The 19,298-nt window shown below is 34.6% G+C and carries 15 protein-coding genes; 13 read left to right on the top strand and 2 right to left on the bottom strand.

Annotated features, from left to right (window positions below; all coding sequences use genetic code 11):
• Nucleotides 1-162 precede the first annotated feature (162 nt).
• A complete protein-coding gene (gene era / locus ACW9JY_RS09470) occupies nt 163-1,083 on the top strand; it encodes a GTPase Era (protein WP_457284174.1) in 921 nt (306 codons plus the stop codon).
• A gap of 21 nt (nt 1,084-1,104) precedes the next feature.
• On the opposite strand, the gene ACW9JY_RS09465 is transcribed toward era, so the two are convergent.
• Nucleotides 1,105-1,692, bottom strand: a complete 588-nt coding sequence (locus ACW9JY_RS09465; RefSeq protein ID WP_457284173.1) for an ANTAR domain-containing response regulator — start codon at nt 1,690-1,692, stop codon at nt 1,105-1,107.
• Nucleotides 1,693-1,711: 19 nt separating this feature from the next.
• Nucleotides 1,712-3,580 (bottom strand): ATP-binding cassette domain-containing protein, encoded by a 1,869-nt coding sequence (locus ACW9JY_RS09460; RefSeq protein WP_457284172.1) that lies wholly within the window; start codon nt 3,578-3,580, stop codon nt 1,712-1,714.
• Between the two features lie 337 nt (nt 3,581-3,917).
• Between ACW9JY_RS09460 and ACW9JY_RS09455 the strand changes: the two genes are divergently transcribed.
• The 12 genes from ACW9JY_RS09455 to ACW9JY_RS09400 form a co-directional block, all read left to right on the top strand.
• Nucleotides 3,918-4,937 carry a sugar-binding protein gene (locus tag ACW9JY_RS09455; RefSeq protein ID WP_457284171.1) on the top strand — a complete coding sequence of 340 codons (1,020 nt, stop codon included), beginning with the start codon at nt 3,918-3,920 and terminating at the stop codon, nt 4,935-4,937.
• A gap of 101 nt (nt 4,938-5,038) precedes the next feature.
• Nucleotides 5,039-5,986, top strand: coding sequence for an ABC transporter permease (locus ACW9JY_RS09450; RefSeq protein ID WP_457284170.1), 948 nt, complete (start codon nt 5,039-5,041; stop codon nt 5,984-5,986).
• On the top strand, nt 5,983-7,479 hold the full coding sequence (locus tag ACW9JY_RS09445) for a sugar ABC transporter ATP-binding protein (protein WP_457284169.1): 1,497 nt from the start codon (nt 5,983-5,985) through the stop codon (nt 7,477-7,479). The genes ACW9JY_RS09450 and ACW9JY_RS09445 overlap by 4 nt, the downstream gene beginning before the upstream one ends.
• Before the next feature lie 15 nt (nt 7,480-7,494).
• The gene (locus tag ACW9JY_RS09440; RefSeq protein ID WP_457284168.1) at nt 7,495-9,816 is read left to right on the top strand and encodes a methyl-accepting chemotaxis protein; all 2,322 of its coding nucleotides are present in this window, start codon (nt 7,495-7,497) and stop codon (nt 9,814-9,816) included.
• 17 nt (nt 9,817-9,833) lie between these two features.
• A complete protein-coding gene (locus ACW9JY_RS09435; RefSeq protein WP_457284167.1) occupies nt 9,834-10,148 on the top strand; it encodes a hypothetical protein in 315 nt (104 codons plus the stop codon).
• Between the two features lie 346 nt (nt 10,149-10,494).
• Nucleotides 10,495-11,952, top strand: coding sequence for an alpha-glucosidase AglA (gene aglA / locus ACW9JY_RS09430; protein ID WP_457284166.1), 1,458 nt, complete (start codon nt 10,495-10,497; stop codon nt 11,950-11,952).
• A 592-nt stretch (nt 11,953-12,544) separates the two neighbouring features.
• Nucleotides 12,545-12,742, top strand: coding sequence for a hypothetical protein (locus ACW9JY_RS09425; protein ID WP_457284165.1), 198 nt, complete (start codon nt 12,545-12,547; stop codon nt 12,740-12,742).
• Between the two features lie 463 nt (nt 12,743-13,205).
• On the top strand, nt 13,206-13,844 hold the full coding sequence (locus tag ACW9JY_RS09420; RefSeq protein ID WP_103078442.1) for an L-ribulose-5-phosphate 4-epimerase: 639 nt from the start codon (nt 13,206-13,208) through the stop codon (nt 13,842-13,844).
• Nucleotides 13,845-13,872: 28 nt separating this feature from the next.
• Nucleotides 13,873-15,405, top strand: coding sequence for an FGGY-family carbohydrate kinase (locus ACW9JY_RS09415; protein WP_457284164.1), 1,533 nt, complete (start codon nt 13,873-13,875; stop codon nt 15,403-15,405).
• 33 nt (nt 15,406-15,438) lie between these two features.
• Complete coding sequence (locus ACW9JY_RS09410; RefSeq protein ID WP_457284163.1) at nt 15,439-16,839, top strand: L-fucose/L-arabinose isomerase family protein; 1,401 nt, start codon at nt 15,439-15,441, stop codon at nt 16,837-16,839.
• 32 nt (nt 16,840-16,871) lie between these two features.
• Nucleotides 16,872-18,761 (top strand): ABC transporter substrate-binding protein, encoded by a 1,890-nt coding sequence (locus ACW9JY_RS09405; RefSeq protein WP_457284162.1) that lies wholly within the window; start codon nt 16,872-16,874, stop codon nt 18,759-18,761.
• A 175-nt stretch (nt 18,762-18,936) separates the two neighbouring features.
• A partial coding sequence (locus ACW9JY_RS09400; RefSeq protein ID WP_457284161.1) for a DUF1565 domain-containing protein occupies nt 18,937-19,298 on the top strand: 362 nt, incomplete at its 3' end.

Below are 19,298 nucleotides of genomic sequence, written 5' to 3'. Positions count from 1 at the left end.
CTCAACAAAAAATCTCTGTAATACCTTTTTCATCATCTCTTCAGTCTATTCTATCAACCATATTTGACAAGGAGCCCTTTTATAACTTGACTTTTACTTAATACTAAACTAGAATATAAATAATGAGTGTAATTTTATCAAATATTGTTTTTGGAGGAAAAGATGGAAAATAACGGTTTTAAAAGTGGTTTCGTTGCCTTGGCTGGAAAGCCTAACGTAGGAAAATCAACATTGATAAACGCTTTGATGGGCCAAAAAGTGGTTATCGTTTCTGACAAGCCACAAACCACAAGAAATAGAGTAAACTGCATATTAACGGAAGATCATTATCAAATAGTCTTTGTCGACACACCGGGTATTCACAAACCCATAAGAAAAATCGGGGAATACATGGTCAATATCGCAATAAACGCATTGAAAGGCGTTGACTTAATACTTTTTATAATCGATGCAAAGGATGGTTTAAGAAATTCAGATTTAAGAGTTGCTGAAATAGTCGATAAATCAAAAATCCCTACCCTTCTTCTTGTGAACAAAGTTGACCTAGTAAAAGATAAAGAGAAAATTAACCTGATGACTGAAAAAATACAAAGTTTGTGTTCAAATATAGTTAAAACCATTGAAATTTCGGCCTTAACAGGTAAAAATCTTTCTGAATTAAAAAAAAGTATTATAGATTTATTACCTGAAGGTCCACAGTACTACCCAGAAGATATGATCACCGATAAACCGTCAAGGTTCATCATTTCTGAGTTAATTCGGGAAAAAATCTTTCATTTAACAAAGGAAGAGATCCCTCATTCAAGCGGTGTAGTTGTAGAGGAATTGAAAGAAAGAGAGAATGGCATTTTGTACGTAAGAGCAGAAATTTATGTTGAAAAGAAAAGTCAGAAACCTATTATAATAGGTAAAAACGGAAGTATGATTAAAAAGATCGGCCAATTGGCAAGACAAGACATCGAAGAACTTTTTGAAAGAAAAGTTTACCTCGATCTTTACGTAAAGGTTCGTGACAAATGGAGAGACGACAAAAACATTTTAAATAACATTATGGAATACAAAGTAGAAGAAATAAAAGATTGAGAATAGACTGCTATATACAATTTAATCAATTCTAAAAGCCTTGTCAGCTTCTATAATTTCTTTCGCAACATCAACTAACTTTTGGTTGGAATTTCTACTCTTTTTTTGCAAAAATTTCATAGATTCTTCTTCGTTTAATTGTAATCTTTCCATTATGATACCTTTGGCTTTTTCTATTAATTTCCTTGCTTCCAAAGTTTCTTTGGTTACTTCTAATTCATTTTTTAAATTTTTAATATCCTCAAATCTAGAAAGAGCTATTTCAATCGCGGCTTTCAAATCAGATTCATCTATTGGCTTTATTAAGTACCCTAAGACTCCCAGATTTTTTGCTTTATCAATCAATTCTTCATCATCGTAACCGCTTACAATCAATGTGGGAATAAAAACCTTCTGGCTTATCCTTCTTAATGCCTCCAAACCATCCATAACAGGTAGATTAATATCAGCTATTATCAATTCAGGCTTTTTTTCTAAAGCTAATTTGATCAACTCTTTACCGTTTGTAGCTTCTCCTACTACTTTACATCCTAAATTTTCTAAGTTACTTTTTAACCCCATTAAAATTAGGTATTCATCCTCAGCAATCAGTACCTTCAAGTCCTTCATGGTTTGACCCCCAACATCTTCAAATTTTCTCTATTTCTTCAACTGAACTATTCGTACCAATTTGTTTTACTGGGATTTCAATTCGTACTTTGGCACCATTGGCACTTTCTACATATATCTCCCCATTTAGCTGTTTAGTAATTATAGAATATACGATTGATAAACCAAGCCCCTGAGTATTTTGAATATCGAAATTTTGCGGGAATCCTACTCCGTTATCCGAAATCTCCAGCTTTATTGTTTCGTTCTCGAATTTTGAAATAATAGTTATCTCACCATTTTCTTTACCAACAAAAGCATACTTTAGACTGTTAGTAACCAGCTCGTTCACCACCAAAGCTATCGCAGAGGCCTTGCTATATGAAACGAAAATATCGTCCAATTCAAAATTAAATCTAATCTCTTCTCTTGTACTGCTCATAAATTTGACTATCTTAATTATCATCTCTTTGAGATTGATAATACTTCTACCTAATTTATCTTTTGACAACAAATCATGCACTGCGGCAATACTTTTTATCTTCAACATCAAATCATCAAGCATCTCTACTACATCTTTCCTCGAATCTTTTTTATTGGACATTTTATACAAAGACATCAAACTAATTATGGACTGGAGATTATTCTTTATTCGATGATGACTCTCTTGTAACAATACAGAACTTCCAACCAACCTTGTGTCATGAATTGCTAAAGCAGCTTGATGAGCTATAGTTTCTAAATACTTTATCTCTTCTTCAGAATATATGTATACTTCTTTGTAATAAATATGGATTATACCACTCAACCTTGATCTTATGTACAAAGGAACACATATGAAACTACAGATATCTTTGTTGATTTTAAAGAATTTTTCGAAACCTTTATCTCTTTTCGAAAAATAATAAACTTTTTCATCTCCAATCAAATTTAAGATTTCTGATTCATTCGGTTCAACTTCTACGTTCTTATTTCGTTTGTAAAAAGCTTTATCTATTATTGTGTTTGTGTCATCATCCATCAGAGATATTCCACACGCATCTGCCTTCATAGCCTTTGCAGCATTTTTTGCAAGTAGATTCATAAGATCATCTAGCTCATATTCTGATGTTAAGTATTCTGCAGCTTCAAAGACTGATTCAATTAGTTGTCTCTCTTCAGAATTTACATTATTGTCATCAGAGTTAATTCCCATAATCTTATTTATCAATTTTTTAGGATTATTTTTTACCTCTTGGGAGTCCAAAATTTCGGTGATCTCACCTTCATTCAATATTGCGATCTTATCAGCGATTCTCAAGGCATCTTCCCATTGTTTAGTAATGTAGATTACACTTTTCCCTTCTTTTTTGTGTGTTCTTACCATATTGTGGAGATTCATCAAAGAACTTAAAGAAATATTCTCAGCTGGTTCGTATAAAATCACAACATCTGGATTTACAGAAAAAGCCCTTACAAACGCCAAATTTTTCTTTTCTTCTAACGTGAGATCTCCTACTTTCATATATGGTGATAAGTTCAAATTATACTTTTTTAAAATTTCCTCCACTACTTTCCGGGTTTTTCTTTTAAAATAAAAAATCGATAGTTTTTTCTTATAAGAAGTATCTAAAAACAAATTCTCTGAAACAGAGAGATTCTCTAATAACCTAGGTTTTTGATTAATAATTTCAATCTTATTTTTCTTTAGATCATACAGATTGAAAGGAACAATTTGCCCCATATGAAACAATTTTCCTTCTGCAGGTAATTTACCAATTAATCCATTGATAATGGCATTCTTACCTGAACCTTCTTGTCCAACAATGGTTATAACTTCTCCCTTTTGTAGTTCTAAGGAGAAATTTTTCAAAAGTTCAGTGTCTTGATCTTTTACATGAAAATTCTGAATTTCAAACAAATTTGACATAACAATTCCCTCTAAAATCAAAAAATCTTTATTAATTAATTTTACCAAATTATATAAATTAAGAAAATCTAAGATTTTTTAACTTAATCAAGAATAAATGACTTAGAACAACTCTAATTAGATCTAATCACCCCTAATCGATGTTGACATAAAAATGAAAATATGATTAAATGTTTTTAGGAAGTCATCCTCAAGGGTGGGATGACAATATTCAGTAAAAAATTTAATAACAGGTCATGAATGCCTTAGTATATTGAAAAATATATACTGAGGCATTTTTTGTTTGATAGGTACCTAGAGTCACTTTGTAACAACAAAATTTACAGGAGGTGTTTTTATGAAACGTTTTTTGGTAGTTTTGGTATTGTTAGTGAGTTTATTTGCATTCTCTGAAACCTTTTTACTTTCACCAAAGTCTATGAACAACCCCTATTGGTTCGCAGTAGAAAACGGTATGAAAGATGCAGCAGAAGCCTTAGGTGTTGAAGCAATATTTGATGCTCCTATAGAAGCTGATGCAGCAGAACAAGCCCAAAAGATACAAACCTATATTATTCGTGGTGTAGACGGGATTGGGATATCTCCCAATGATCCAGAAGCTATTAAATTTGTCATTCAACAAGCTTTGAACAGAGATATTCCAGTAGTAACTTTTGATTCTGATTCACCAGATAGCGGTAGATATGTATATTTAGGAACTGACAATTACAATGCAGGATATGCTGCCGGTGTACTTATGGGACAACTAATCGACCAATACAAACCTGATAAAACTACCTTGAATTTTGCTATTTTAACAGGTGGGCTGGCAGCACTTAACTTGAATGAAAGGATTGCTGGATTCAAGGATGCCATGGAAGAATACTCCCAAAAAACAGGAAAAGAAATAGTCTATGTTGCCGATCCTTTTCCTTGTAACGACGATACTGCTGTAGCCATTCAGATTTTAACAGATGTAGGTAAACGTTACCCCAATTTAGATGGTTGGTTCCTCTGCGTAGGATTTCCCCTGTTTGCTCCTGTGGATACGGTTGTTAAAGCATTAGGAGGAATGGAAAAGGCAGAATCACTCTTAACAATTGGTTTTGACACTTTACCACCAGAATTAGAACTCGTAAAAGTAGGTGCCTGGAAAGGACTTGTTGGGCAAAGTCCATATGATATGGGGTATTTATCTCTAACCGTTTTATACAATATGTCAAAATTGGGTGTAGATAAAACACTGAAATTATTACCAAAAGTTATAAACGAAGACGGTTCAGTTGATTACGTTATAGATACTGGAGTTGACATTGTAACTTCAGAAAATGTCGACGAATTCTATGAATTTGCTAAAGAAGTTTACACTAAAAGATAAAATATACTTTTTTAAGCGATGGGAATTCCTTCTTCCCATCGCTTTTAATTGATTGAAAGTTTAGAAATACCAATGCATTTACAAAAGGGAGGAAAAGAGAATTGGAGACTTTGAAAAAAATTTTTGCAATAAGAGAATTTACTATATTCTTGGTATTAATCGCTATGATGCTTTTCTTGGGAATAACTGCACCAGGGTTTTTATCGGTTGATAACCTTTTCAGTATCATTTTAAATGTGACATTTATTGGGGTTATGGCTTGTGGTATGACAATGGTAATTATCACTGGTGGAATAGATCTTTCTGTTGGCTCTATTTTAGGTTTATCTGGAGTTGTGATGGGGTTACTCATGCATGATTTAGGTTTAAATCCTGTCCTGAGTATTTTGGTAGGCTTATTAGTTGGAATGGCTGCTGGATTAACAAACGGACTTCTCATCACCAAAGTTAAAATTCCACCGTTTATAAGTACTCTTGGTATGCTAAGTATAGCAAGGGGTTTAGCATATGTATTAAGCGAAGGCTGGCCAATATCACCCTTTCCAAAGTCATTTACTTCTCAAGGTCAAGGTATGGTTGGACCTGTTCCTGTTCCTGTATTATACTTCGCTGGAGTTGCCATTATCGCTTATATATTTCTACGATACACTATCGTTGGTAGAAGAATATACGCAACTGGTGGTAATATAGAAGCAGCAAAATTGGTTGGAATTAAAACTGATAGAATATTGATAATGGTTTATGTAATTAATGGATTGTTGGCAGCATTTGCTGGATTTTTAATGACAGCATGGTTGGGAGTAGCTCAAGCAAATGCCGGTCAAAGTTATGAATTAGATGTTATTGCCGCAACTGTTATAGGAGGTACAAGTCTACAAGGTGGAGAAGGAACCATCTTAGGAACCGTGATTGGTGCTATCATCATGGGTGTACTGAGAAACGGGTTGATCCTTTTAGGGGTGTCTTCTTTCTGGCAACAAGTTGCCATCGGTGCAGTAATCATTATCGCCGTAGCCTTCGATCAACTTAGAGGGGGGAAAGAAGGATGAACCCTGTCTTAAAAGTAGTTGATATTTCTAAAGAATTCCCTGGTGTAAAAGCTTTAGATCAAGTAAGTATTGACTTTTATCCTGGAGAAGTTCATGCCATCGTGGGAGAAAACGGTGCGGGAAAGTCCACATTGATGAAAATCATAGCAGGCGTTTATAAACAAAATGCAGGCAAAATAATTTTTAAGGGCAAAGAAAGATATTGGAAACATCCTTCAGAAGCTATTGAAGAAGGAATTGTTACTATCTTTCAAGAATTGTCAGTCATGGATAATTTATCCGTCTCAGAAAATCTTTTTTTAGGCTCTGAACCAAAAAGAGGACCTTTTCTTAACTATGGTAAACTATACAAATCTGCAAAGGAGTTCTTAAAGGAGTTTGATCTGAACATAAATCCTAATGACAAATTAAAAAAATTCACGATTGGTGTTCAACAAATGATTGAGATTGCAAGGGCTACTTACAAAGAATCTAAAGTTATTATAATGGATGAACCTACCTCTTCCCTCACGCAGAATGAGGTTGCGAAATTGTTTGAAGTTATAAGAAATTTAAAACAAAAAGGTGTGTCAATTATATTTGTCTCCCATAGGTTAGAAGAGATATTCCAAATAGCTGATAAAGTTTCTGTTTTAAGGGATGGAAGATTAGTTGAAACAAATAATATATCTGATCTTAATCGAGATAAAATCGTTGAAATGATGGTTGGAAGAAAAATAGAAAATTTTTATATAAAAAAAGAACACAAAATTGGTAAAACGATCATGAAAGTTGAAAATCTTAGTGGCGAAGGATTCAAAAATGTTTCATTTGAGGTTAATGAGGGAGAAGTTTTAGGCTTTTCCGGCTTGATAGGTGCAGGGAGATCAGAAATCATGGAAACTATAATCGGTTTAAGAAAAAAGAAATCAGGAAAAATTTATGTTGATAACAAAGAAGTGACAATAAATAATCCACTTGATGCTATTAAGTTGGGTATAGGTATGGTACCAGAAGATAGGAAAAGAAAAGGACTGATTTTGATTCATTCTGTCAAAGATAACATATCTCTTCCTAGTTTAGATAAATTAAAGAGATTTCGAATATTCGTGAATGAAAAAGCGGAAAAAGATTTGAGTAAATGGGCAATAGATTCCTTTAACATAAAAACTCCTTCTCCTACAAGAAAAGTAAAATACTTATCGGGGGGAAATCAACAGAAAGTTGTAGTAGCAAAATGGATAGCTTTAAGACCCAAAATCTTAATACTAGATGAACCAACTCGAGGGATAGATGTAGGAGCTAAAGCGGAAATATATGAATTGATATCTGAACTAGCACTACAAGGAATGGCTATTATCATGATATCTTCGGAATTACCGGAGGTTTTACAAATAAGCGATAGAATAGCTGTTATGGCTTATGGACATCTTACGGGGGTCCTTAACGCCAAAGAAGCTTCACAAGAAAAAGTTATGAAGTTGGCTACTCAAAAAGAAAAAGTATACGCATAATGGGAGCTGAAAGAAATGAAAATTAGTACAAGAATAATATCTGGCTACATTATCGTTATTGCTGCTTTAATCTTAATATTAGGTGTTGTAAAAATTACCATTTCCAACTTAGAAAAACAAGGTAATGAAACTGTTATTTCGGCTGAGAATATGATCTCCAATCTGGAATCTTTCCAAGATTTTTTTCAAGGTTTTTATAATACAACCCAGGCAAATATAGCACTCATATCATCAGGATATTTATCTGACATAAATCAAATTAAAAGCGCTCAAGAAGACTTTAACTCTTTTCTAAATGAAGGGAAAAAACTTCTTCTCCAGGAAGAAGACTTTTCTCAAGATTTTTTAGTAAAAAGTTCTTCTTTATTCCAAAATATTGAAGACTTGAATCAACAAGCTTCTTCTAAAATTACAATCCTAATTCAAAAAAACCAAGAAATTAGCGATCTTAGTAAGAAACTTTCTAGCAATGAAGCAAATATCCAGCAAATTGAAAATCAAATGAATGACTTGCTAATTTACAATGAAAGCAAATTAGAGGATGAAGTTAATAAGATAAAATCCCTTCAGGAAAAAATTACCAATTGGGACGACTTCGAAGGTAATGAAAAAATCAAACAAGAAACTCAAAGCTCTTTAAATTTAGATGGTATAGGTATCTGGGGTTTGGAAAAATTTTGGAATAAGGATCTATTACCTCATTTTTCACAAGTTGAAGAAAACATCAACTTATTAAAATTAACAGCAAGAGAGATCCTCATACAAAATACAATATCCCAAGAGCTTACAGTTTCCCTAAATAACGCTGTTGAGGAGATACAGAAAATTTTAAACTTCGTATTTGATGGTGGTTATTTTGTTATGAATCCTGTTGAGGCTGTTGTTATTGACAAAACTGTTGATGCATACCAAAAAAACGTTAATAACTATGCGCAACTTAGGGCAGAAAGAGATAATCTAAGAAAGGAATACACTTCATTGACAAATCAATTATCAAAAAGTCAAAATGAAATCCAAAAGATGAATGGGGAATTAAGCAAGTTATTTAGTATCGAACTTATTCCTTTGATAGAAACTTTTTCTAATTTAGTTGAAAGCGAAATGACTGAAATTCAAAAATCAGCTAATTCAAACGCACAAATAATTTCTACTAACGCTCAAAAAGTTCTTAAAAATGTAAACTCTGTTTTCAATACGACTTTAATTACTACTCTCATTGTAATAGGTATAATTATTTTCATCACGTATCTTCTTAATCATTCAATATCTGGGACTCTAAAGATCACCAACAAATTGGCTAACAGTATTTTGAATAAAGATTTGGCACAAATTCCATCTTCTTCAAAAAAGAAAGACGAAATTGCTCAAGTTCATAACGCTTTTATTAATGTAGCTAATTCTCTAAAAAGTATGCTAAACCAGCTTAAATCTTCTTCCAATATTCTAAAACAAAATGCTGAAAATACTTCTTCTGTAGTTGAAGAATATTCAGCAGTTAGTGAAGAAATTTCAGGGGAAGTAAATACCTATAGCGACAGTTTAATTGAATCAGTAAATAAATTAAGAAACATTACTTCTTCCTTGAATGAAGTTAAAGATAACTCTGAGAAACTAGGGTATCAAGCAGAAAATTCTGTAACAGAAGCAGAGAAATTTAAATTAGAAATAAACGAAGACATAAAAAATATTCTCCAGATTGCCGAAGAAAACAAAAATATTACTAACGATGTGGAAAATAATATTAATGATATGCAAAAGCTTTTGAATGTAACAAAAGAAGTTAGTTCTTTCGCTGAAAACATCAGATCGATAGCAGAACAAACCAATCTTTTATCTTTAAATGCAGCAATAGAAGCAGCTAGAGCGGGAGAAGCTGGAAAGGGATTTGCGGTAGTTGCGGAGGAAGTAAGAAAACTCGCTGAAAGCTCTGAAAAAATGGCTTCAGATGTACAAAACGCTGTCTTAAAAATGGAAAAAACTGTTAGCTCAGTAGCTGAATCAACTTCAAACACAGGAAAAAAGGTTGAAGATAACGCAGATAAAATTGAAGAATTAAGTTTAAGAATAAAAAAGATACAAGAAAATATCGACAAGACTGTAAATACTATTGTAGCCTTAAAAGATTTCATTGAAAGTGAAAACAAATTGGTGATTGAAGTTAGCAACAATACAACCGAAATCTCTGAGCAATTTGAAGAGACTTCTAAAGGCATTTTAACCTTCAAAGAAAATTTGGGAGAAGTTGCAAAGGCTATGGAAAATCTCACAGAAGAATCACAAAAACTTTTAGACCTTTCAGAATCTATAAATTCGTTAGTTAAAGAATATCGACTTTAATTTATGATCTTTTCCCTTTGACATTTGTTATTATTCCCATAGATTACAGGCTCGTGATGGGCAATGTTTCGGGACTACAAAATCCTGTTAAAACTTTGGAAAAGCTAATAAATATAGGAATAGATGGAATGTTGATAAGCCCAGGTATAGCAAAGATAACAATTGATCTTTTTACTTCAAAAGATACTCCTGGTAGAGTTTTAACTATGGATTTACCCTTAGCCTCGACGATTCCGGAAGGTAGTGGTGATACGATTGGTCATAAACTAATAGATGACATTCAATTTGTCATAAGATATGCTTTTGATGTAGTTAAAGTCTTACTGCCTTAGGGAGAAAAAGAAAATATCCAGATGGAGAGTATAGAAGTTGTGAAGATAGCAGGTCGAAGAGTCTATGCATTAAATTCTAGATTTTCCAAAGACATTGTCAATTATATTATAGACATTTCAGAAATTTTAAAACCTTGAAAATGAAAGCCAATTTTATAAGATTCAGATAATACAACAAAATATTTTATTTTGCAGAGAGTTAATAAAAAAGAGGTTGAAACACTGAATAAAAATACACCAGAAGAAGGGAGGCATTTTGGAAATTTTTTTGAAACTATGATGTATTAAATGCTTTGAAGTTTTTAAAGACACTATAATAAAGCTTAACAAGGAGGAAAGATATTTAATGGCAGCTATCAAGTTAGGAATCATTGGAGCAGGAAGTGCAACATTTTCTTTAAGATTGGTTGGCGATCTTTGTAAAACAAAGGATTTATCAGGAAGTTTGGTATCCTTAATGGATATAGACAAAGACAGATTGAACGCAGTACACATGCTTGCTAAAAAATTTGCAGAAGAGTTCGGAGCAGATTTGAGGTTTGAAACTACAACAAACGTCGAAGATGCAATAAAAGACTCAAGTTTTGTTGTAAATACAGCCCTTGTTGGAGGGCACAGTTACTTTGAACAGGTAAGAAAAATTTCAGAAAAATACGGATATTACAGAGGAATAGACTCACAAGAATTCAACATGGTTTCAGATTATTACACAATAAGTAATTTCAATCAATTAAAGTTCATGCACGATGTAGCAAAAGCTATTGAAAGGATATCTCCTAAGGCATGGCTTTTGCAAGCGGCAAACCCTGTTTTTGAATTAACAAGTTTAATAACAAGAACGGTCCCAATAAACATGGTTGGAATATGCCATGGACATCATGGAGTAGACCATATAATTGAAAAATTAGGTTTAGATGCGGAAAAAGTCGAATGGCAAGTAGCAGGTGTAAACCATGGAATATGGTTAACAAAATTCATGTACGAAGGAAAAGATGCCTATCCACTCATTGATGAACTATTAGAAAAAGAGGTTAAAAATGTTAAACCCACCAATCCATTCGACGATCAACTTTCTCCCGTTGCAAAAGATATGTATGAATTCTATGGGAAAATGCCTATTGGAGACACAGTCAGGAACGGAAGCTGGAAATACCATTACAACCTTGAAACAAAGAAAAAGTGGTTCGGAGAACCATGGGGAGGTATGGATTCAGAATTAGGATGGAAATGGTATCAAGACGGGCAAACAGAGATTGCATTAGCAATGCAAAAAGCTGCCAAATATTTCCAAGAGAATAAAAATGCTAAAATACTTTCAAAAGATTCATTCAATGAGATTATCTCTCAAACCAAAAACGATGTAAAAGAGGTAGTCACAAAAGAAATATACAACTTGTTAGATCCCCAAAAGAAAAGTGGTGAACAACATATATTGTTAGCAAATGCTTTATCAAACGATGAAAAAGTAGATCTTGTCCTCAATTTACCGAATAACGGTACTATACCTGGCATTCCAGACGATGTAGCTGTCGAAATTCCTGTGTATGCAGACAAAGATGGAATCCATCGTTACAAAATAGATCCGCCACTTCCAGAAAGAATTAAAAAGATGTACTTATACCCAAGAATTTTGAGAATGGAATGGGCATTAGAAGCATTCCTAACTGGAGATAAAAAAGTACTCGAAGAATTCTTGATCAGAGATCCACGTACAAAATCTTACGACCAGGTAGTAAAAGTTATTGATGAAATACTTGCTTTGCCAGGTAATGAAGAAATGAGGAAGCACTACAGCAAAAAATAGTTTATTTTAGGGGGCAGATGCTCCCCCTTTATTTAAGTGCGCCCAGTATGCGCAATAGTTAAGCAGTGAAAGTCTTTTTGGACCAGGTTAGCGGGAACCACTAGTCGAAGGCAAGAGTGTCCATCGTGAGGTAGAATCTGAAGGAAGCCCAAAGCAAAGTCCCGGTCCGATGAACAAGAACCAGATACAAGGCTAAGTGGAGAGGAGTGGACGAGTTTGCTATACAAAGTCCAACAGCTACGCAGAACTTCACGGAGTATATCTGGCGGATAATGGTATGAAAGTTATTGCACTTACCTGGGGGAATCTCAAGAATATGCTGTTAAGGTAACCCATACAGTAATGTATGGCTGAATCTTGAGAAGACAGACAGAGATCATAGTACTCATTGAAAGATAAGGAAGGACTGAACAAAAGGAGGTTTCGGATCTTGAAAGATGCAAAGGGATACGGAAAAAGCATACAACTTCGACTAGAAGGTTTCTTACATGAAGATAAAGGAGAGCCTGAAAATAATGTAGAAGCGCTTAGTATAAACTTCTACGTCTGAAAGAGGAAGAAACGATGTGAAAGGATATAGACATCAATTCTGTTGAACCGTCGTATACCGAACGGTACGTACAGTGGTGTAGGAAGACGGCAGACAAATTTTTTCTACTTTAGAGACTTTTCTAATTTAGTATTGTTTCTTGAAAGATGCAATATTGCAAAAAATCTCACAGAAGAATCACAAAAACTTTTAGACCTTTCAGAATCTATAAATTCGTTAGTTAAAGAATATCGACTTTAATTTATGATCTTTTCCCTTTGACATCTTTTATTATTCCCATAAATCACAGACTTGTCATAGAAAATCTAACAATAGAAAGTATAATGAGATTGTACAAGAGATAAATGTAAAAAGTTAATCTTTTAGAAAATGCATGAACAATTTTGAACCATACAATCAACTTCAAACCCTGGTTAGAATTTTTTCTAACCGGGGTTTTATTTTTTTACATTTTTTTCAAAAATTGAGATTTAAGTTGTTAATCCAATTTAATTGCCTCTAAACAGACGAGATCACCTGTAATTGCTAATAATTACATTTTGCTTTCAAGAAATATAGGTATATAATTAGTATGTACAAATTTAAAATTTATCAAGATTAAAATATACATGTTGTAATACTTTTATCATACAAGTTAACTCTAAAAATCTTATTTGTAGCAGTTTTGAAACATAAATTTTTATAACAAAGAGGAGAGTGGAGAATGTACGAAGATTTGAAAAAAGAACTATACAAAGCCCACATGAATCTTGAAAAATACAGATTAGTCGCCTACACCAGTGGAAATGTCAGTGTAAAAGTAAACAATCACGTAATAATCAAACCCTCTGGAATACCATATGATCAATTGAAAGTCGAAGATATGGTAGTTCTGGACATGGAAGGAAACACAGTAGAAGGCAAACTAAAACCATCTGTTGATTCTGCTACCCACCTTTACCTTTATAAAAACTTACCTGATGTGGGGAGTATCATTCATACACATTCACCTTACGCTTCTGCTTTTGCATTGCTATCACAGCCAATACCTGTTTACAGCACTGCACATGCGGATGTTTTTGGGGTGCAAGTACCTGTTTCAAACTATGCACCTGTAGGCTCTGAGGCAATTGGTAAAGCTGTGATTGAAGTTGTTAATCAAGCAAAAGCAGTTCTTTTAAGTAAACATGGGGTAATAGTCATGGGAAAAGATATCAATGAGACTATAAGAAAAGCAATTTTCTTGGAAGAGGTGGCACAAACAGCCTATCTTGCTAGGACTATTGGAAATCCAGAACCTTTGGATGAAAAAGAAGCAAAACGACTATATGAATTTCATCATAGTAACTACGGTCAAAAATGACAAATAAAGAGTTTAAGGAGGGCAACGTATGTACTTAATAGGTACGGATATAGGAACTACTGGGACAAAAACTGTCATTTTAGATGAAAAAGGAAATCTAATCTCAAAAGCAAGCAAGACCTATAAAGTGAACACACCAAAGGCTTCATGGGCAGAACAAAATGCTGATGTATGGGTAGATGCCTTCATTCAAACCTTGAAAGAAAGCGTAGAAATGGCTAATATAAACCCTTCTGAGATAGCGGGAATATCTTTAAGTGGCTTATACGGTGGCGCTGGTGTACCTGTAGATAAAGACATGAACCCTCTGTATCCCTGCCTTATATGGATGGATCGAAGGGCATCAAAAGAAACCCAGTGGGTTAAAGAGAATGTATCACAAGATAAACTGTTTGAAATAACAGGAAATTATGTTGATTCTTATTTTGGTTTCACCAAGATAATGTGGATAAAAAATAACTTACCTGATGTTTGGAAAAATACTTATAAATTTATCAGCCCTAAAGATTACGTTATATATAAGCTTACTGGAGAACTTTCAACTGATTACAGTTCAGCTGGAAATTTAGGTGGGGTTTTTGATATCAGGACAAAAAATTGGTCCGAAGAAATGGGAAAGATTCTAGGAATCTCCATTGATAAACTACCAGAAAAAATACTAAGATCAAAAGATATTGCAGGTTATTTAAAGAAGGATATGGCAAAACTTACTGGTTTAAAAGAAGGCACTCCTATAATCTCTGGGGGAATAGATGCGCCAATGGCACAATTAAGCGCTGGGGTATTGAACGAAGGAGAACATGTCTTTATGGCAGGGACTTCCACATGTTGGGGAACTCTGTTGTACGATAAAAAACCCACCACTCCCCAATTAGTAAATTACCCTTACGTTGTCGATGAAGATCATTTACTCTACACATTTGGCGGAAGTGCCACAACAGGTGCGTTAGTAAATTGGTTTATAGATGAATTTGGTCAAATGGAAAAAACTTTTGGTGAACAATCTGGCTATTCTCCTTATGAACTTTTAGAAATGAAGACAAAAAAAGTACCTTTGGGGAGTGAGGGTTTATTAGCCTTACCATATTTCATGGGAGAACGATCCCCTATATGGGACCCTGATGCAAGAGGGGTTATTTTTGGAATCACTTTATATCACAAAAAACCACATATTTATAGGGCTCTCATGGAATCCGCTGCTTTCTCACTAAGACATAACATGCAAACCGCAAAAGAATCAGGTATAAAACTAAATCCAGACTGCTGGATAGTAGGAGGAGTAGCCAATTCTGACCTTTGGACTAAGATCTTTGCAGATGTTACGGGATACAACATGATCAAATTATCCGACAACATTGAAGCACCATTGGGAGATGCGTTCCTCGTTGGACTTGGCACGGGAATATTCAAAAAACCTGAGGAAATTAAAAATTGGATAAAGATAGAAACAACCGTAAACACAAATAAAGACAATTTCGATAAATACGAAGAGTATTACAAATTGTTTTTAGAACTATATAACAATACTAAAGAAATAATGCATAAAATTGCCAAATTATAACTTACTAAACAAAATAATCTTTGGAGGTGCAAGATGATAGATAAGAAAAAACCCACAATTGGAGTATTAGGAATTATGCAAGAACTGTATGACAAAACTTATCCTAACATAGTTGAAACTCAATCAAACTACGTTAAAGGCGTCATCAAAGAATTAGAAGATATAGCAGAATTTAAATTTATTAAGCCTGCTAGAAATAGAAAAGACATCGAAGAAATAGTCCAAACGTATAACAACGACAAAGAAATAGATGGAATTATGATTATGATGCTGACTTACAGTCCAGGTCAAAGAATTGTTCCCGCATTAAAAAAGAATAATCTACCGATAATACTCGCAAATATCCAACCTTTACCTAGCGTGACAAAAGACTGGGATATGGAACTTTTAACTTACAACCAAGGAATACATGGGGCACAAGATAATATGAATGCAATAGTTAGATTAGGTGTCAATTGTCCAGTGGTTACAGGAAATTGGAAAGAAGAAGAATTCAAAAACTTTGTGAGGGATTGGAGTCTTGCAGCTCAAGCAGCAAAAGCTTGTAAAAATTTAAGAATCGCAGTTGTTGGAAGAATGCCTGGGATGGGGGATATTACCTTTGATTCATCGGCATTGTTAAAAAAACTCGGAGTTGAAATAGTAGATGAAAGTATGGGAAAGATATATTCTTACTTCGAAAAAGTAACAAAGAAAGAGATCGAAGATGTTAAAGCAGAAAACGCAAAGAACTTTGAAATTGACCCCAAACTAAAAGAAGACCAACACAACTTTGCTGCAAAATTTCAGGTTGCCATTGAAAAGTTCCTCAAAGATAACAGCTACGATGGATACAGTATCTACTTCGATTCTGTAAAGAATGATGGAAGGTTCGAACAGTTACCGTTAATGGCTGCCTCTAATTTGATGGCAAAAGGGTACGGATATGGAGCAGAAGGGGATGCCCTTGCAGCTACGGTTGTAAAAATAGGACATATCCTAGGCAATAACGGACATTTCACAGAAATGTATGCTATGGATTTTGAAAGAGACTCCGTTTTTATGAGCCATATGGGAGAAGGTAATTGGAAAGTAGCAAGAAAAGACAAACCAATAAAACTCATAGACAGATTTTTAGGTATAGGAGATTTAAACAATCCACCAACGGTTGTATTCAACGTACAACCAGGTGAAGGAACCATAACTTCCTTAGCCCCTTTAAGCGAAGGAAATTTCAGATTAGTTGTTTCAAAAGGAGAAGTTATAGACAGTGAAGATTATCCGAACGTTGAAATGCCATATTTTCATTTCAAACCAGATACTGGAGTAAGGAATGCGATGACTAACTGGCTCAAAAACGGAGGAACTCATCACCAATGCTTTAACATCGGAGATACTACAAGGAGGTGGGAATTGTTTGCAAAAATTGTTGGTATTGAGTATGTGAGGGCATGAAGAAATTTCAAAAACTAGATGGAGGTGGAGAAATGAAAAAGAGTTTATTGGTAATTTTTGCTTCCGTGTTACTTGTCGTTGCAGGATTTTCACAAGTAGCTGGAGTTCCAAGGGAAGAAATGCTCATTGCTAACGTTTTAACTGGAAGAGTAGGTTCTCCCAGTATTTTCAACCCGTTTACCACTAGCTGGAGAAATTCTGACAGAGGGGTTCAACAATTGATGCTGGAACCATTATGGACGATGGAACCCGCCAGGGGAGAAGTTATTAATTCTCTTGCAGCAGAAGGTCCAATCTACAACGAAGACTTCACACAAATGACAATCAAGTTAAGAAAAGGGTGCTATTGGAGTGATGGTGTTGAAATTACTGCGGATGATATCGTATATGGTATTGAGCTAACTATGAAAACTCCTGGAATGTCTTATCATGACCAGCTTATACTTTACATTCATAGAGTATACAAAACAGATGATTACACTGTAGTATTTGAATTAAAAGAACCTAACGCACGATTCCACACCAATTTTGTAGACAGATGGGGAGCATGGAGACCTTTCCCAAAACATATTTTTGAAAAAGTAGAAGATCCCCTATCCTTTGATTTCAATCCTCCTGTAAGCAGTGGTCCATACGTTCTAAAAGATTATGATCGTGCTGGTTATTGGACACTTTGGGAAAAAAGAGAAGACTGGGATAGAACACCAACTGGGATGTTGTTTGGTGAGCCAAAACCAAAATACGTACTTTTCTATTACTATGGAGAAGCTACAAACCAAGTAATTGCACAAGCTAACCATAACTTAGACATAGCAGATTTAACAATGGAAGCATTCAGAGCACTCATTCAAAGGAATCCATACTCAAGGGGATACAGAATAGAATACCCATGGGTAATCAACACGGATCCTTGTATAACAGGTCTTGTGTTCAATAATGATGTATATCCATACAACATAAAAGATGTAAGATGGGCATTAACTCTCGCAATAGATATAGTAGATTACATAGGGATAGCGTTTGATGGTGCTGCACCTATGGGTGCACTTCACCTTCCTCCTACTCCTGCATATCAAGAATGGTTCTATGAACCAATGGAAGAATGGTTGAGAAACTTTACTCTAAATATAGAAGTTAATGGGAAACCATTCAAACCGTACGATCCAACGGCGACATTAAGAGCAGCTCAATATGCAAGGGAAAGAGGATATGAGGTACCAAACGATATAGAAACGTTGAAAGAGATGTTTGGTCCAGGATGGTGGAAATACGCACCTGATGTAGCGGAACAACTGTTAGAAAGGAATGGATTTACAAGAGATAAAAATGGTAAATGGTTGTTACCAGACGGTACACCTTGGAAAATTAATATTGAATCTCATCCAAATCCTTCACATCCGGGGCATAGGAATGCACTTGCTGCAGCACAACAATGGAGAAACTTTGGTATAGATGTTTCAGTTACTCCTAGCGAACAATATGCGAGTATAGCTCAGTTAGGTAACTTTGAGGTAAATGCCTCATGGCCTGCATCTGAGCCATGGGGTGGACATCCCGATTTGTATCGTGTTTTTTCAAGCATACACTCAAAATACTACAAACCAATAGGGGATAATGCTGTGATCGGTAATGGCCCTGCAATTGGCAGATGGACGGATCCGAGAATGGATAAAGTTATAGAAGGAATGGAAAAGGTAGACTGGGGTAGTGAGCAAAACATGAAATTAGGTATGGAAGGGTTAAAAATACTTGTAGAAGAAATGCCTTCAGTTCCAACTTTCGGATATCCTGGAGTAGTGGGATGGGATGAGTATTATTGGACTAATTACCCTGGTGCCGAAAATCCGTATATGATTCCCTATCATCACTGGCCAAACTTCAAATACGTACTCCCCTTCCTTGAACCAACAGATAGGGAATAAGGGCTACAGATAAACACATTGAGCCCCCTTCGGGGGGCTTATTATGGAAAAGTGTAAAGATAATATGCCACCAGAAATACAAACAGAAAATCGTATGGTTCGATGTTGGTTGTATGAGAATAAAGGAGATAAATAAAACAAGAGTCGTACAAATAAAAAGGGGGATTTAAAAAACATGGAATATCATGTGGCAAAGACTGGTTCTGATCAAGCCTTAGGAACTAAACAAGATCCTTTTTTAACGATAAATAAAGCCGCTTCTGTTGCTATGGCTGGAGATAAAGTTATAGTTCACGAAGGGGTATATCGTGAATGGGTAAAACCTAAAAACAAAGGATTAAGCAACAAAAGAAGAATTACCTATCAAGCAGCTGAAGGAGAAAAGGTAATTATTAAAGGATCTGAAAGGATCCAAGATTGGCAAAAGGTTGAAGGAAACATCTGGAAATGTGAATTACCGAACTCTTTTTTTGGTGACTTTAATCCGTACAAAGAAGAAATATTTGGAGATTGGCTTGTTACGACTGATCAAAAGAG

This window comes from Petrotoga sp. DB-2 (assembly GCF_054051725.1).
This window is presented reverse-complemented; position numbering and strand designations above follow the sequence as displayed.

Bases quoted from the DNA above. Each gene is read 5' to 3' on its own strand.
- era (WP_457284174.1), top strand. From the start codon at position 163: ATGGAAAATAACGGTTTTAAAAGTGGTTTCGTTGCCTTGGCTGGAAAG.
- ACW9JY_RS09465 (WP_457284173.1), bottom strand. From the start codon at position 1,692: ATGAAGGACTTGAAGGTACTGATTGCTGAGGATGAATACCTAATTTTA.
- ACW9JY_RS09460 (WP_457284172.1), bottom strand. From the start codon at position 3,580: ATGTCAAATTTGTTTGAAATTCAGAATTTTCATGTAAAAGATCAAGAC.
- ACW9JY_RS09455 (WP_457284171.1), top strand. From the start codon at position 3,918: ATGAAACGTTTTTTGGTAGTTTTGGTATTGTTAGTGAGTTTATTTGCA.
- ACW9JY_RS09445 (WP_457284169.1), top strand. From the start codon at position 5,983: ATGAACCCTGTCTTAAAAGTAGTTGATATTTCTAAAGAATTCCCTGGT.
- ACW9JY_RS09440 (WP_457284168.1), top strand. From the start codon at position 7,495: ATGAAAATTAGTACAAGAATAATATCTGGCTACATTATCGTTATTGCT.
- aglA (WP_457284166.1), top strand. From the start codon at position 10,495: ATGGCAGCTATCAAGTTAGGAATCATTGGAGCAGGAAGTGCAACATTT.
- ACW9JY_RS09420 (WP_103078442.1), top strand. From the start codon at position 13,206: ATGTACGAAGATTTGAAAAAAGAACTATACAAAGCCCACATGAATCTT.
- ACW9JY_RS09415 (WP_457284164.1), top strand. From the start codon at position 13,873: ATGTACTTAATAGGTACGGATATAGGAACTACTGGGACAAAAACTGTC.
- ACW9JY_RS09410 (WP_457284163.1), top strand. From the start codon at position 15,439: ATGATAGATAAGAAAAAACCCACAATTGGAGTATTAGGAATTATGCAA.
- ACW9JY_RS09405 (WP_457284162.1), top strand. From the start codon at position 16,872: ATGAAAAAGAGTTTATTGGTAATTTTTGCTTCCGTGTTACTTGTCGTT.